We start from the raw sequence: 14,672 nt of genomic DNA on the forward strand, positions 1-14,672 counted from the left end.
GGACGAATGTCCCAACTACCGTTCACCGTATTTTTTATAACGTTCAACACCACTTCTACTAATTTTCAAAGCCGAGGCACAGCGATGTGAATCTATATACCGATAGGCGATATTTTCATACCTCTACACGAATACAACCATAAGGAGGCATCCGGTCCTCCTATAGTGGGGGTGCATACGCCTTTGACTCTAGGGGGGATCATCGTGAAGGTTGCCACCACGGGTGATAACTGCGTCGACGTGTACGAAAAGGAGGGCAGGCAGTATCCGGGAGGAAACCCGGTCAACGTTGCCGTATACCTCAGGCGGATGGGCGTGGACGCCTCCTACACCGGTGCCGTGGGTACCGACGAGCAGGGGAAGCTCCTCGTCGACGCACTTGACGCAAGGGGCGTCGACACGAGCCACGTCCATGTGGACGAAGGCCCCACCGCCGTGACCTACGTCGAGATCGTCAGCGGAAACCGCGTGTTCGGCGACTACGTCGAGGGTGTGATGGAGGACTTCAGGCTGACCGACGAGGACGTCGAGTTCCTCTGCTCACAGGACCTCGTCGTGAGCGGTATCTGGGGGCACACGGCCGAGGACCTGGGAAAGATCAGGGCCCACGGCACGCCCATCGCGTTCGACTACTCCGATCAGCCCGACGACCCCATTGTCGACGCCTCGATCCCCAACGTCGACTATGCCTTCTTCGGCCTCGAGTCGGATGACACCGAGCGGATCAGGGAGTTCATGAAGCGCAAGCAGGCCATGGGACCCAAGGTCGTCACCGTGACGCTCGGCGAGCACGGAAGCCTCTCCTACGATGGCGATCGGTTCTACAAGCATGGCATCGTCGAGGTCGACGTCGTGGACACCATGGGTGCGGGCGATTCCTTCATCGCAGGCTTCCTCAAGGGGGTCCTCGAGGGCAAGGATATACCGGCCTGCATGGACGAGGGGGCCCGGAGCTCGGCGGTCACCCTGCAGTATCCGGGAGCATGGTAGCGGCCATGCTATGGGGCGCTTCGCTGCTCGGTTCACTGCTCGGCGTGCGCCCTCATCCACTCCTCGACGTCGGCGAGCGGAGGATAGCCCTCACCGGGACGGTTGGTCATCGTCCCCTCGCGCGTAACCTTACAGGCAGCATACTTGCTGGCCCACTCGCACGCTTCCCTGAGGGGCTTGCCCCACACGAGCCCTGCTGCCGTGGCGGCAAGGTAGCCGTCGCCGGCGCCAATCGTATAGACGGCCTTGACCCTGGTGCCTTCGACGAAGAAGTACTCATCGCCATCGAGCACGGCAGAGCCATCGGGACCGCAGGTCATGATCACGCCGTGGCAGCCGTGATCGGCGACTATCTTGTGACAGACGTCCTCGAAGGACACGCCGGAGTCCTCCGGCAACCCGCACAGCACCCTGCCCTCGACGTCGTTGACGACGAGGTGGTCCACGAAGCTGAGGTTGCCCAGAAGGTCAGACGGCAGCGGCGACGCGTTGCAGAACGTCTCCATGCCAAACTCCGCCTTGGCGATCCTGGCACCGGCGAGGGCCTTCTGGTAGGGCATGCCAAAGCCCGTGATGAAGACCTTGGCCTCCCTCATGGCCCCTATGGCATCATGGATCTCTTCGATAGTGAGTGCCTTGCAGGCGGAATCGCCATCGACGATGGTGTTGAGCCCATCGTCGTCGATCATGATGAGACCGGTGCCCGTGGAGACGCTGCGGTCGCGATACAGGTGGGTGGTATCCACCCCAGACTCGCTCATCCACTTGTCTCCCAGGTCGCCCCAGGGGTCATAGCCGACCTTGCCGATGTAAGCGGTCGAGACACCCAGGCGACCCAGCGCGACGGAGACGGTGGCACCCTTGCCGCCGTCCTCCTCGACATGCCAGTCCCAGGCCTCCATGGTCTCGCCGCGACGAGGGAGGCGGTGGACGCGGCACACCTGGCCGACGCCATGGGAGTTCATCACGATCACGTCGATAGGTCCGTTCTTGCCCATTTCAACGCTCCGTTCCTTGTTCGGAGGCGGATCCGGGCCCGCCCCGTGCGGCCCCATCGAATCTATCGCCGCCGATCTCCAACAAGTGACTGGGATGGGGTATGCCGGGGTCCCCCACCTCAACCGATGGGCACATCGCCTCGAGCGCCCGTGCTCAGCGGAAGTCCGTCCTTCCGGATAGCTCCTCGTCAAGCTCGGTCGGTGAGATCTTGTCGCCAAGGCTCTGGTAGCCGTACTCGACCATGAGGTCATCAAGCTCCCTCTTGACCTCAAGGGGGACCCAGTCCTGCTTCTCGCCCATGCGAGAGATGGTCGGGCGCCCGAAGCCATACTGCATCGCCCAGTTCCAACCCGCGTTGAACGGTGTCTTCTTGAGAATGTTGCGTATGCGCAGGACCTTCTGCTGGGCCTCGACACATCCCTTCCAGTCGCCAGCGAGGCCCTTGTCGACGATCTCCTTCATCTCGCGAGGGAAGGGCACGGCCATGAAGGAGACGCAGCCCACGCCACCGAGGAGCACCATGATGCCGTCAAATCCGTCACAGCCGCCCACGAGGTCGAAGTCTTCGGGATCGACCTGAAGCAGGTCGTTCTGGAAGTTGATGATGTCAGTCGACGCATCCTTGAATCCGCGCAGGTTCTTGTGCTCGCGTGCCAACTTGCCCAGGGTCTCGGGCGCGTACATGACACCCTGTTCGCGACAGTTGTAGATGAATACGGGACGCTTGGCATAATCAATCAGCTCGGCCGTCCAGTCATAGAGCGCCGCCTGGGAGAACTTGTAGAAGGGGGGTGCGGTGACGCAGTAGCAGTCACACATTCCCGTCTCCTCGTAGGCGTCGAGGAGCCTCCTGTTTGCACGGAGGTCATTCTCGAAGGAGCATCCCATGATCTTGGCGCGCCCCTGGCTTGCCTCGTGGACGCAGCCGAGAACCTCGAGCTTCTCGTCAAACGAGAGCTCGAAGGACTCACCCGCATAGCCGTTGACAAAGAAGTTCTCGATGCCGCAGCCGATCTGCCAAGCAATCAGATCGTGCAGGTACTCGAAGTCAATCTGCCCGCCCTCCCTGAACGGCGTGCAGATCTCGGTCAGTACGCCGGTGATGTAGTGTGACATCCCACGAGCTCCGTTCCCTCTTGAAATAGATACAGATAACCTCAATTGTGCTCCATGCCACCAGAAAGAAAGCTGTCACCCTATGACAAGACATCCTCTCTCTCGATGAAGGCCTCGACCTCGTCGAGGGGACGATAGGCGGGGATGGTGCCGTCGATGGTGACTACCAGCGCGGCATAGTGGCTCGCCCACTCCATGGCCTCGCGCAGGGGCTTTTCCCGCACGAGCCCGGCCACCGTAGCGGCCATGAAGCCGTCGCCAGCTCCGGCGGTGTTGGCCACGTTGTCCACGTGGACGGGATCGACCTCGATGAAGTCGCCCTCCTCCGTAAGGGCGCAGGAGCCCTCGGAACCCAGGGTCACGACAACGTTCTTCGCACCGGTCACCCTGAGCACCGCAGCCGCAAGCTCCCTCGGATCGTTCGCCGAGACGCCCGCGATGTGCTCGGACTCCACCTCGTTCACGAAGAGGTAGTCGATGTAGCCGATCGGGGAGAGCCCTCCCTCTGGGAGCGGTGACGGGTTGAGGACGGTCTTCATACCCAGCTCGCAGGCATGGCGAGCACCGGCAAGCGCGACTTCTTCGGGTATTTCGAAGCCCGTGACGAAGTACTTCGAGCCGGCCATCGCGTCGATTGCGGCATATACCTCCTCGATGGTGAGGGCGGCGCCCGAGCTGTCCCCATCGATGATCGAGTTTCGACCGTCGGGCGCGATGAGGACGAGACCCGTCCCCGTCGATACGCCAGGGTCGCGGTAGAGGTAGGTCGTATCCGCGCCTGCCTCGCGCATCCATCTGTCACCGAGGTCGCCCCACGCGTCATTCCCCACCTTGCCGACGTAGGCCACGTTCAGCCCAAGGCGCCCAAGCGCCACGGTCACGTTAGAGCCCTTCCCGCCGTCTTCGGCGATATGCCACTTCCTGACCGAGAGGGTCTCCCCCCAGCGGGGCATGCGGTCGCAATACGCGTACTGCCCCACCCCATGGCTGTTGAGGACGATGACGTCTTTTGCCGACATCCCTACCACCCCTTCGTCTCGTGTGACATGGGGTGGTCGATCGTGTACTCGTCCGTGTAGAGCGTCACGTCAGACACGTACTTGGGCAGGATGGTGACAGGGTACTCGGTCGTCGGATCGCTGAAGAGCATGATGCGGCAGACCGTCTTCTTCCAGTCGCCGGTCGCCACCATGTAGACCGCCCGCCTGGCGGAACAGATGACGTGGAAGCCGATGGTAAGGCCCTTGGGCGGGACGCGGTCGAGGCAGGTGCCGAACGAGCGCTCCGCCATCGCCAACATGGTATCGGAGTTGATGTCGACGATCCTCGTCTTGGAGTCTGCGTACTCCTCGACCGTCGGTCGGCACCAGTAGTCGCGAGGCTCCTCGTCAAACGCAATGAGGCCCGTGGCCCCCACGCCCGCCCACACGGTGTCGACGCCGCCGAGCTTGTCGCACATCTCGTCCGGGTAGTCGAGGTTCGTGATCCTTGGCCAGATCCTATGGTCCTCCCCGGGCCGCAGCTCCTCGTCGATCCTGTCGTAGAAGCAAGCCGCCATGGTACCCTCGAGGCTCTCATAGGCGTCCGAGACGGGATACGGGCGACACTGCCAGTCGAGGAACTCATCCATGTGGAACACCCAGAGGTTCGTGCAGTCGATCCCCTCCTCGTTCACCCTCCTGATGAAGCCGTCGTACTCGTCGCAGGGACCTGCGGGGAGCACCCACTTCGTCGGCAGCCCCTGGGCATTGTGCTCCTTGACCTCGTCGGCCATGAGACTGCCTATCTCCTCCATCATCTCCCTGCGGTCCTTGCGGACGGCGAGCTTGATCTTCTTGTCCCTCCCATCGAGCTCCCGCCAAGGGATGGAGCACCAGTCGAAGATCTCCTGACTCGTGAGCCTGTTCATCAGCATATCCTGACACCTCCAGAGAGCGGCCACCCGACGATCGACTCTCGTCCGACGGCCGGGTGGCAATGTTCAGATGGCTCAGATGATCACCTGCTACGGTGCTGCAGTTCTGCCCTTACTGGACCGCGGCCTCCTCGGCAACCTCCTTCTTGATCTCGGCGTTACGACGGGCCTCGGCCTCCTCGATGATGTCGGCGTTGACCCTCCTCCAGCGCAGGAAGAACGGCAGCGCCGAGATGACGACCAAGATGCCGGCGCTGATCGGATTGAAGCTGAACAGGGGGACCTCGCCCGAGATGATGCCGCTCAGCTCGCCGAACATCAGGATCAACGACGGGACGATGGCAAGGATGGCCATGACCGGACCGCCGGGGGCCTTGAAGGTCGGGTGGTAGTTGGACTTCCTCTTCAGGGAGAACCAGGCACAGAAGAGCAGGGCGTTACGCAGCAGGCAGATGAAGGTGAAGATGGCGACAAGGGACTGGATGCTGGTCGCCCAGACGAGAACGAGCGCAAAGCCAGACTGCCAGAGCATCGAGACGACAGGGGAGTCGTACTTGGGGTCGATCTTGCCCCAGGAACGCCACCAGTAGCCCTCCTGGGCGGCCTTCATCTCTCCACGAGCCTGGAACATGATGAGGGAGGACAGGGAGCCGGTTACGACAACGACGGCGAGGATGGCGGCGACGGTACCGGCCTGGGTGCCGATGCCCGGAATGTGCGAGAACGCCTCGGCGACAGGCGCGTCGGATGCGGCGAGGACGTCGATGTCGACCAGGCCGACGGCAGAGACGGACAGCAGGACGTAGAGCAGGGTGACCGCGAAGACCGTACCGATCAGGGCGATCGGCATGTTCCTCTTGGGGTTCTTGACCTCACCACCCATGGTGACACAGGTCTGCATGCCGTCATAAGACCACGTGGTCGCGGCAACGCCGGCGATCATTGCACCGAAGATGTTTCCCGAGGCGGCAGCGGAGCTCGCGACGGGAGCGGCCCCAAAGTTGCCGCCACTGATGAAGAACAGGCCGACGACGACAAGGAGCAGGAACGGGATGACCTTGAACGCGGTAATGAAGTTCTGCCATTTGGCGCCCGCATGCTTATGGCACATATGCAGCCAAGTGAAGAAGATGATCAGCAGGCATGCGATGACAGAGACGACCATCGAGGACCAGCCGGTGAAGAACGCGAGGTAGTTCGCGACCGTGAGGGCCATGATCGCGATGCCAACAGGATCAGAGGCCCACCAGCAGGACCAGATGAAGAACATGGCCATGAACGGCCATCCGGCCTCGCGGAAGTAGACAAACTGTCCACCGTCCTCGGAGTAGGCCGTAGAATACTCCGCATAGATGAGGTTCTGCGGAATCATGATGATGCCGCCGAGCAGGAAGGCGAGGATCGTCAGAAGCGGCGCGCCAGCCGCCGCGGCAACCGCGCCGACCGATGTGAAGATTCCTGAGCCGATGGTAGTTCCGACACCGAGCGCGATTGCCGTGCTCAGGCCGAGGTGGCGCTCCATGCCCTCGCCACCCTTGACAACTTCTTTGTTGCCAGACATGCCCACTCCTCTCGTTTCATCGCTAGCGTTTCGAGACGCCGGGAGACTGGCAATCGCCCACGGTGCCCCTAGGGAGTAGGATTGCACAAGTGGTCAATTATTATTCCATACTTATTTACCTTTCGGTAAGTGGTATAAATTTACCGTAATGGTTATCTATACTTTTAAGTAACACGTGACGTGCGGACTCTGCCCCCAGGTTTTCCCAACGCCTTGCGCAAACCGATGCATCGGGCATCCCTGCCATGGTATGACTTGGCATCTCGATGGTTTTCCCATACGCTACGACGAGGACGGGCGCTGTCGGAAGGAGTCGGGCCATGAGCACCCTGAGCGGAGACCTCTACTCCAAGTCACTGCGTATCACCCAGCATGTGAACGTGATCATACCAGATGAGTCCGAGGACTTCTGGACCAAGATAGATGATGGGGTCCGCGTCTTATACCTTCTGCACGGGCTTGGCTCCAACTCGAACGAGTGGACGCGTTTCTCGATGATCGAGGCTTACGCCAAAATCTACGGTTTCGCAGTCATCATGCCGGACGGCAACCGCAGCTTCTACGAGAACATGACCTACGGTCCGCACTACCTTGACTGGATCTCCCAAGAGTTGCCAGGCCTCATCCACACCTGGTTCAGGCTCCCCTCCGACAGGAACCACACGTTCATAGCGGGCGAGAGCATGGGCGGCTTTGGTGCCCTGAGGATTGCGCTCGAGAACCCTGACCGCTACGGAGGCGTCGTCGCCCTCTCCCCCGTCACAGACCCGCTGGCCCTCGTAAACGACTTCTCGAGCCTCTTCTTCGGCAGCGACGAGTGGAGGGCGGTGTTCGGACCCTCGGGACCCCTTGAGGACGACTCGATAGCAAGCACCGCGAGAATGTCCGTCCTCAGCCATGGTGCCGGCGCCATCCCCAGGATCATCCAGATGGTCGGAACCGATGACCCATTTTGTCCGTACGTCGAGGAGGTCGCACGGGAACTCACGCGCCTCGGCATACAAAACAGCTTCTCCAGCTGGCCCGGACGTCACGACTTCCTCTTCTGGAACACGGCCATAGAGCGCGCCATCCGCATGCTTTGCGGGATGGAAGGGTCAGGCTGCTAAGAGTCTCCGGCACAGGGCGCCGGAGGGGACAAGGTCGGCCAAGCCATGTCGACGCCCGTCCCCTCAGGCATGGGCACGCATGCGAGGGGCCACCGAACGGGAAGGGTGCGCGCCAGAACGGGGGGCCTAGTCCCTCAGGCCCAGTTCCTCGCGCAGGTACCTGCACGTCTCAACATGTGGCCCATGGGGGTCCTCCCAGTAGATGGAGTCGTTGATCTCGAGATCGATGCCGTTCTCGAAGTCATGGTCCTCAAGCGTGCGGATGAATCCCGCAAGCTTGTCCCTCCCGTAGGCGCCGCTGCCTACAACCTCGTGGTGGCTGTCGGAGTAGTGGATCCACTCCACCTTGTCTCCGAAGGCGTCAAAGTACTGCTCGAGGTCCTCCCCTTGGACCTCCATGGCCGTGAGGTCAACGCAGACCCTCAGGTTGGGCGAGCCGACCGCCTCAAGCATGTGGCGCACATCCCCAAGCCCCACCACAAGGTTGGACTCGTACGGCTGCAGCTGCTCGAGGGGGACGATGATGTCTTCCGCCTCGGCGAGGTCGAGTATGACCCTGAACGTGTCCACGCATCGTTTGAGGGACTCCTCACGCGAGAGGTCTCTGAGCCCCGAGCCGCTGTTGATGAACACGCGGTTGCACCCGAGCACGTGTGCGTCCTCGAACGCCCACTTGAAGTACTCGATGGTCCGTAGGGTGAGGGCGGGATTGGGATCGCTGAAGTTGAACGGGTAGCCGAGGGTCTCCGGCGTATAGATGGTGACGCGCTGGTCCCTGGCCTCCATCTCCGCACGCATCTTCCTCAATCGCTGCATCGCAGAGTGGCTGTCTGGGTAGTCGAGCCTGCAGTAGAAGGGCTCCGCGCCCCAGAGGTCGATACCATGGATACCAAGCTCGCACATGGAGTCCAGAAAGTACTCGAATGAGTGGTGCACGTAGGACGTCCCCATGACGGAGACGTCACGCATGGCAATTGTCGACATAAGGCACTCCCTTGCACAACGTAAATCCTCCGGGACGAACGCAAAGTGGGACGGGGCCATCCCGGGCTGGGATGGCCACGCCAAGATGCCTAGTACGCGAGCTGGCGGTAGTAGCGACGGATCTCCATCGGATGGCAGTTGATGCGCTCGATGTGAATGTCGATGCGGTTGGTGACCTGATGCGTCACGAGGTGGCTCAGATAGCCACGGTACTCGGAAGAGATCCCCTTGAGCTCGTAGTCCTTCGAATCGATCAGCGTATAGCGCGCACAGACCTTGGGCAGGAACTTGGCCACACGCTCGGCAAGCGGACGCTCGGCGTCCTCTCCTAGGAAGACCGTGACATTGGTGTCCCTGTCCACGACCTCGAACATGCCATGGAAGAACTCCGCGGCATGAATGGACTTGGTGCGCAACCAGTGCTGCTCCTCCCAGTAGCACATGGCGTAGGAGTACGTGGAGCCGTACTGCCCACCAGCTCCGACGAAGTAGTGGATCGGATCGTCGTGATGCTCTTGGGCAAAGTCCCGCGCAAACTCGTCGGACGCCACGGCGACGCTCGCGAGACCTTCGGCGAGGTTGGCGTCAAGCTGAGCGTAGTACTCCTCATACTGCGGAAACTGTCCGGCGTTCTCCATGAAGCGGTCGGCGACCATGGAGAACTTGAGCTGCTCGTTCTCGGGGTAGGTGATGCAGTGGGTGGCGTCCTTGGCCAACGGGGAGTCCGCGACGTCCACGAACCCGATGGTGGTGACGCCTTCCCTCTTGAGGGTCTCCATCGCAGCGACCATCTCTGCGGTGTTGCCGGACACGGACGAGAAGACCACGACGCTCTTTTTGGTGATGCGCCTGTTGCCCACGACGTTGAACTGCCCCGCGTTCTCCACCGTGATGGGGAGGTCGCTGAGCTCCTTGACGTGGGACTCGACCTGGAGCGCAGATGCCCACGTGCCGCCGATGCCCATGTAGCAGATGAGGTCGTAGCCCCTCTCGCAGATCTCGTCCACCACCCTCTCGATCTGGGGACGAATCGCGAGCGCGCCATTGACGCTGTCCAGCTCGTGCTGCCTGTCATACTTGATCATCTGGGTCGCATCCTTACGTGTTGATGGTCCGAACCAAACTTGCCGGGAAAGACGGGGCGTCGCCACAGGAGGGCGTGCGCCCCGTCTCCTAAGCTGCTACTGCTTTCCCAGGTATTTGCCTCCGTCAGCGTGGATGTCCACACCGTTGAGGACCTTCGCGTCGTCGGACGCCAGGAAGGCGAATATGCCCGCTATCTCGGAGGGCTCCTCCGCACGACCGAGGGGACCGTAGTCCACCAGGTCGCCTTCGTTCTGGTAGTCCATGCCACCAAAGCCGTCTGCCGTCTCATCCATCATCGGGGTCTTGACCCAGCCGGGTGACACGCAGTTGACGCGGATCGTGTTGCCGTTCTCATTGGCGAGGCACTGCGTGAGGTGGATGACCCCCGCCTTGCTCATGGCATAGGGGGCCTCATATGCGTAGCACGCGGTTCCGTCCACCGAGGCGGTATTGAGGATCACGCCCTCGCCCTGAGCCTTCATGACAGGCAGGACGCGGTTGATCATGCAGTACGTGCCCAGGAGATTGACCTCGATGACCGTGCGCGCATCGGAAACGGGCTGGTCCTCCACGGGACCGACCCTGCCACCGATTCCCGCTATGTTGCACAGGACATCGATGCGCCCGAACCTTTTAACTACCGCACTCACTGCGGAGCAGACCTGCCCGTCAACCGTGACGTCAACAGGCTGGACCATATATGCGCCCTCGGCAAGGCCCAGGTCCTCGGCAGACGCCTCAAGTGCGTCCTGCTTCAGGTCGAGCATCGCGACGAGCGCCCCCTCGTCCGAGAAGCGCTTCACGGTTGCCTTTCCGATGCCACTCGCTGCACCGGTAACCACCACGACCTTGCCCTTTATTCCTTCCATGAGAACTCCTTTCGCTAAACGCCGAAGCCATCCTCCCGGACGCCAAAAACGACTCTTCAGTCTTCGTGAGTGATCACCGTTATACTGGTATACGTTTCGTATTAACTTATTTAGTACTTACTTTCAAGGGATAATTTGTAAAGCGGTAAGCTAGACCTCCGAGGAGGTACGTCATCCATGTATGAGACACGTCCCTGTACGCATTTCCCCGAATTGGGGCCCGCCTGGCGCAGCTGGCACGACATCGCCGGGGCCATCGATGCGCGGCTTGCCGCGACAACCGCCGGGCCTGCGGTCCTGGCGCTGGAATGCTATCCGGGCGTGGACCTATCCGAGCTTGAGCGAGGAATTCTCCCCCTCCTCTCGCCCTCCGTCGTGCTTCGAGCGGACGACTTCTCTTGGGACGTCGATCGCGTCCAAGCTCGAATCGCCGACACCATCACCAACGACCGCGTCTTCGGCGTCATGTCCCACTACACCATCGACCAGTTCTTTGACGACGAGCGCCTGGAGGCCGCACGCACGAAAGTGGCGGGAGCGCATGGCCTTGCGGTGGTCATGGGCTTCGGCGCCACCCTTCTCTGCGAGCCCGACCTTGTCGTCTATGCCGATCTCACCCGTTGGGAGATCCAGTGCCGCCACCGTCGTGGGATGCCCAACTGGAAGGCAGGCAACGACGGGGAGGACGCGCTGCGCAAGTTCAAGCGAGGCTACTTCTTCGAGTGGCGAATGGCGGACCGTCTCAAGCAGGTCGTGATGCCAACGGCCGACCTGGTGCTTGATACGAACCGTCCTGATGACCCACGCATGGTGGATGGCGCCGCCTGCAGGGAGGCGCTCGCTCGCCTGTCCGCTCGTCCCTTCAGGCTGGTCCCCTACTTCGATCAGAGCGTCTGGGGAGGCCGCTGGATGCAGGAGCACTTTGGCCTGGATCCCGAGGCACCCAATTTCGGCTGGGCCTTCGATGGCGTGCCGGAGGAGAACTCCCTTCTCATGGACTTTGGGGGCATCGAGGTGGAGGTGCCGGCACTCGATCTGGTCTTCTTCCATCCCGACGAGCTTCTGGGCCCCAAGGTGCATGCACGGTTTGGCACCGAATTCCCCATACGCTTCGACTACCTGGACACCATGGGTGGCGGCAACCTGAGCCTGCAGGTGCATCCGCTCACCGAGTACATCCGGGACCGCTTTGGCATGGCCTATACGCAGGATGAGAGCTACTACATCCTCGACGCCATGGCAGGGTCGCATGTGTACCTGGGCGTGAGGACCGGCGTCAACAAAGATGACATGGTGCGCGACCTCGAGCGCGCCGCCGCCGGGGAGATTCGCTTCCCCGATGAGGCCTATGTCAACCGCCTGCCGGTGGACAAGCATGACCACGTGCACATTCCCGCAGGCACAGTTCACTGCGGGGGCGCGGGCACCGTCATTCTCGAGATCAGCGCCACGCCCTATGTATTCACCTTCAAGCTGTGGGACTGGGGCCGCGTCGGCCTCGACGGCATCCCCCGTCCGACCCATGTGGAGCATGGTGCACGCAACATCCTGACCTCACGCGACACCGAGCTCTGCGCCACACGGCTCATCGACCGTGCGGCAGATCCGCACCAGAACCTCTCCTCGCAGGAAGGCGTGGTCGAGGAGCATACCGGTCTCAACGAGCTGGAGTTCATCGAGACGCGCCGCCACTGGTTCACGCGCTCCGCCAGGCTCGAATGTCACGACAGCGTCAACGTGCTCAACCTGGTGGAAGGCGGAAGCGCTCGGGTGGAGAGCGTCGATGGGCCCTTCGAGCCCTTCCCCGTGAACTACGGCGAGACCTTCATCGTGCCGGCACGGGTCGGCACCTACCGCATCACCAACACGAGCGAGGCGGACCGCCGCATTGCCGTCATCCAAGCCTATGTCCGCAACTAGAAGGAGGGGGCAGCCATGTGGTTCGACCCTGGATTCGACATCGAACCTGACTACCGGGCCATGACCTTCAGGTACGGTCCCGACACCTTTGGCCCGATGCCCGAGCGCCGGCATCTGGACGACATCAGGCAGAGCCTGCGTGACCCATGCTGCACGGGACCCGAAATCCCCTACATCGTGTCGATGGACGTGGGGCGCATGGCCGATCGCACGGACCTGATAGGGCGCAACCTGCTCTATGGCGCGATGATCTACGCCGTCGGCACGCTGGGGAGCGAGCCCGTACGCAGCCAGGGACATGTGCATGCGGTCTCCGTCTCGTGCGGCTGCTCCACGCCAGAGGTCTATGAGATCTGGGACGGCGAGGCCGTCATCTACATGCAGGAGAGCGCCCAGGACCAGCCTGGCAGCTGCTATGCGGTTCATGCCAAGCCGGGGCAGGTAGTGGTGGTGCCGCCGGCCTGGGCCCACTGCACCGTCAATGCCGATCCGTCTCGTCCCATGGCCTTCGGGGCCTGGTGCGTGCGAGATTACGGCTTCGACTATGCGGATGTTCGCCGGCATGGGGGGCTGGCCTACTTTCCCGAGGTCAGGACCGGCGGCCTCTCGTGGGTGCACAACGACGCATACGAGCCGTCCTCCCTCATCCTGCGCGAGGCCCGTGGCGCCGAGGAGCTGGGCCTGACGAGCGGCATGAGCATCTACGAGCAGTACGAGCGCGACCACGAGCTCTTCCGCTTCGTCACCGATCCGCAGACGGCCCGGAACATCTGGGCCGTCCATGAGCCGTAAGGGGACATTCCGTGGACACGCAGCGCACCGACGGGTACTGGGGGCTCCCCGGTCGCGGCATGGGTGCCTTTGGCGAGAAGGGAGGCTTCTCCACGGAGGTGCTCCCCACGTGACATACAAGGCGCGGGGCGCGTCCGTTAGGATGTGGTGGGAGGGGCGCAGTGGCGCAGAGGACGTCCGAAGGGGAGCCATGCGAGTGAGCATCACCGTGAACGGCCTGGACATCGAGGCCAGCTATCGCGACGAGGACATCGAGGGCGTCTTCAAACCCCTCGTGCGGCACTGGTCCGCCGCCCAGCGTCGCCTGGGCGGGCGCTACATCGTGCTCATGAGCGCGCCTCCGGGATCGGGCAAGACGACGCTCTCGCTCTGCCTCGCGCAGCTGTCGCACGACATGGACGGCTGCGTGCCCATCCAGGCGATCGGCATGGACGGCTATCACTATCCCAACGCCTACCTGGACTCCCATACCTACGTGGAGGACGGCGAGACGATCACGCTGCGCTCGCGCAAGGGGGCGTCCTTCACCTACGACGTGGCGGGACTGCGGGCGAAGCTGGCGGACGCGCGCGGCGAGCACCCCACCCCCTGGCCCGAGTACTCGCGCGTGCTGCATGACGCCGTCCCCGACGCGATGGAGGTCACGGGGGACATCCTGCTGGTCGAGGGCAACTACTTCCAGATCGGCGAGGGCGCATGGGCGGGCATTGGCGAGCTTGCCGACGAGACCGTCTACATCTCCGCGCCGATGGGGCTGCTGCGCGACAGGCTCGTGGGTCGCAAGCTGAAGGGCGGTTCCACGCAAGAGGAGGCAGAGGCCTGGTTCGAACGGTCGGACGACAAGAACGTCCGTCGCGTGCTCGGCGGGCACGTGCCCGCCGACATCGAGCTCGCGCTCGGCGAGGACGGGGGCTACACGCTCACGAAGGGCACCGAGCTGCTGGTAGGGGACCCGCACTATGAGAGAGGAGCAAAGGGCCAGAGGGGTCATCCCCTCCGGCCTGCTTCTCCCTGGAGCCAGTTATCAGACTCGAACTGATGACCCCCGCTTTACGAGAGCGGTGCTCTGCCAACTGAGCTAAACTGGCGCCCCTATGATGCACCTCGCGGTGCGGCGTATAGATACTAAGCGAAGAGCCCTCCCCTTTCAAGGGCCGCTCTGCAATCTCCCCCACCATCACAGCCCTATGCACCAGGAGCGGGCAGCAGCGACCAGAACGTGGAGTCCCTCCGAGCGGCGGCAAGCTCGCCGTCGGGAACGGTCACGTCCTGCCAGCCACGGATGAAGCTGCCGTCCTTCGAGACCCAGAACGTGACGTCCAGGTTGACCT

13 protein-coding genes and 1 tRNA gene are annotated in these 14,672 nt (G+C 62.3%); 5 read left to right on the forward strand and 9 right to left on the reverse strand.

Going from position 1 to position 14,672, the window contains the following annotated elements:
• The first annotated feature begins 204 nt into the window (after positions 1 to 204).
• Positions 205 to 990 (forward strand): fructoselysine 6-kinase, encoded by a 786-nt coding sequence (gene frlD / locus OLSU_RS07030; RefSeq protein WP_013252261.1) that lies wholly within the window; start codon positions 205 to 207, stop codon positions 988 to 990.
• Between the two features lie 32 nt (positions 991 to 1,022).
• Here frlD and OLSU_RS07035 read toward each other — a convergent pair whose 3' ends face one another.
• From OLSU_RS07035 to OLSU_RS07055, 5 genes are all read right to left on the reverse strand, one after another.
• The gene (locus OLSU_RS07035; protein WP_013252262.1) at positions 1,023 to 1,988 is read right to left on the reverse strand and encodes a PfkB family carbohydrate kinase; all 966 of its coding nucleotides are present in this window, start codon (positions 1,986 to 1,988) and stop codon (positions 1,023 to 1,025) included.
• A gap of 154 nt (positions 1,989 to 2,142) precedes the next feature.
• Complete coding sequence (locus OLSU_RS07040) at positions 2,143 to 3,105, reverse strand: dihydrodipicolinate synthase family protein (protein WP_013252263.1); 963 nt, start codon at positions 3,103 to 3,105, stop codon at positions 2,143 to 2,145.
• A gap of 80 nt (positions 3,106 to 3,185) precedes the next feature.
• Complete coding sequence (locus tag OLSU_RS07045; RefSeq protein WP_013252264.1) at positions 3,186 to 4,124, reverse strand: ribokinase; 939 nt, start codon at positions 4,122 to 4,124, stop codon at positions 3,186 to 3,188.
• 2 nt (positions 4,125 to 4,126) lie between these two features.
• Positions 4,127 to 5,014: a 6-phosphogluconolactonase gene (locus OLSU_RS07050; protein WP_201781568.1), complete on the reverse strand. Its 888-nt coding sequence runs from the start codon at positions 5,012 to 5,014 to the stop codon at positions 4,127 to 4,129.
• 118 nt (positions 5,015 to 5,132) lie between these two features.
• Positions 5,133 to 6,581, reverse strand: coding sequence for an amino acid permease (locus tag OLSU_RS07055; RefSeq protein WP_013252266.1), 1,449 nt, complete (start codon positions 6,579 to 6,581; stop codon positions 5,133 to 5,135).
• Between the two features lie 320 nt (positions 6,582 to 6,901).
• Here OLSU_RS07055 and OLSU_RS07060 point away from each other — a divergent pair, with 320 nt between their 5' ends.
• Positions 6,902 to 7,690 (forward strand): alpha/beta hydrolase, encoded by a 789-nt coding sequence (locus tag OLSU_RS07060; protein ID WP_013252267.1) that lies wholly within the window; start codon positions 6,902 to 6,904, stop codon positions 7,688 to 7,690.
• A gap of 126 nt (positions 7,691 to 7,816) precedes the next feature.
• On the opposite strand, the gene OLSU_RS07065 is transcribed toward OLSU_RS07060, so the two are convergent.
• From OLSU_RS07065 to OLSU_RS07075, 3 genes are all read right to left on the reverse strand, one after another.
• On the reverse strand, positions 7,817 to 8,674 hold the full coding sequence (locus tag OLSU_RS07065) for a sugar phosphate isomerase/epimerase family protein (protein ID WP_013252268.1): 858 nt from the start codon (positions 8,672 to 8,674) through the stop codon (positions 7,817 to 7,819).
• Between the two features lie 89 nt (positions 8,675 to 8,763).
• On the reverse strand, positions 8,764 to 9,759 hold the full coding sequence (locus OLSU_RS07070; RefSeq protein ID WP_013252269.1) for an SIS domain-containing protein: 996 nt from the start codon (positions 9,757 to 9,759) through the stop codon (positions 8,764 to 8,766).
• Positions 9,760 to 9,855: 96 nt separating this feature from the next.
• On the reverse strand, positions 9,856 to 10,629 hold the full coding sequence (locus OLSU_RS07075) for an SDR family NAD(P)-dependent oxidoreductase (RefSeq protein ID WP_013252270.1): 774 nt from the start codon (positions 10,627 to 10,629) through the stop codon (positions 9,856 to 9,858).
• Between the two features lie 177 nt (positions 10,630 to 10,806).
• Between OLSU_RS07075 and OLSU_RS07080 the strand changes: the two genes are divergently transcribed.
• The 3 genes from OLSU_RS07080 (at position 10,807) to OLSU_RS09385 (ending at position 14,380) form a co-directional block, all read left to right on the forward strand.
• Positions 10,807 to 12,549: a class I mannose-6-phosphate isomerase gene (locus OLSU_RS07080; protein WP_013252271.1), complete on the forward strand. Its 1,743-nt coding sequence runs from the start codon at positions 10,807 to 10,809 to the stop codon at positions 12,547 to 12,549.
• Between the two features lie 15 nt (positions 12,550 to 12,564).
• Complete coding sequence (locus OLSU_RS07085) at positions 12,565 to 13,341, forward strand: glucose-6-phosphate isomerase family protein (protein ID WP_013252272.1); 777 nt, start codon at positions 12,565 to 12,567, stop codon at positions 13,339 to 13,341.
• A gap of 190 nt (positions 13,342 to 13,531) precedes the next feature.
• On the forward strand, positions 13,532 to 14,380 hold the full coding sequence (locus tag OLSU_RS09385; RefSeq protein ID WP_013252274.1) for a nucleoside/nucleotide kinase family protein: 849 nt from the start codon (positions 13,532 to 13,534) through the stop codon (positions 14,378 to 14,380).
• On the opposite strand, the gene OLSU_RS07095 is transcribed toward OLSU_RS09385, so the two are convergent.
• A tRNA-Thr gene (locus tag OLSU_RS07095) sits at positions 14,354 to 14,429 on the reverse strand. The two genes, OLSU_RS09385 and OLSU_RS07095, sit on opposite strands and share 27 nt — an antisense overlap.
• Positions 14,430 to 14,672 lie beyond the last annotated feature (243 nt).

Source organism: Olsenella uli DSM 7084, assembly GCF_000143845.1.
GTDB classification, from domain to species: domain Bacteria; phylum Actinomycetota; class Coriobacteriia; order Coriobacteriales; family Atopobiaceae; genus Olsenella; species Olsenella uli.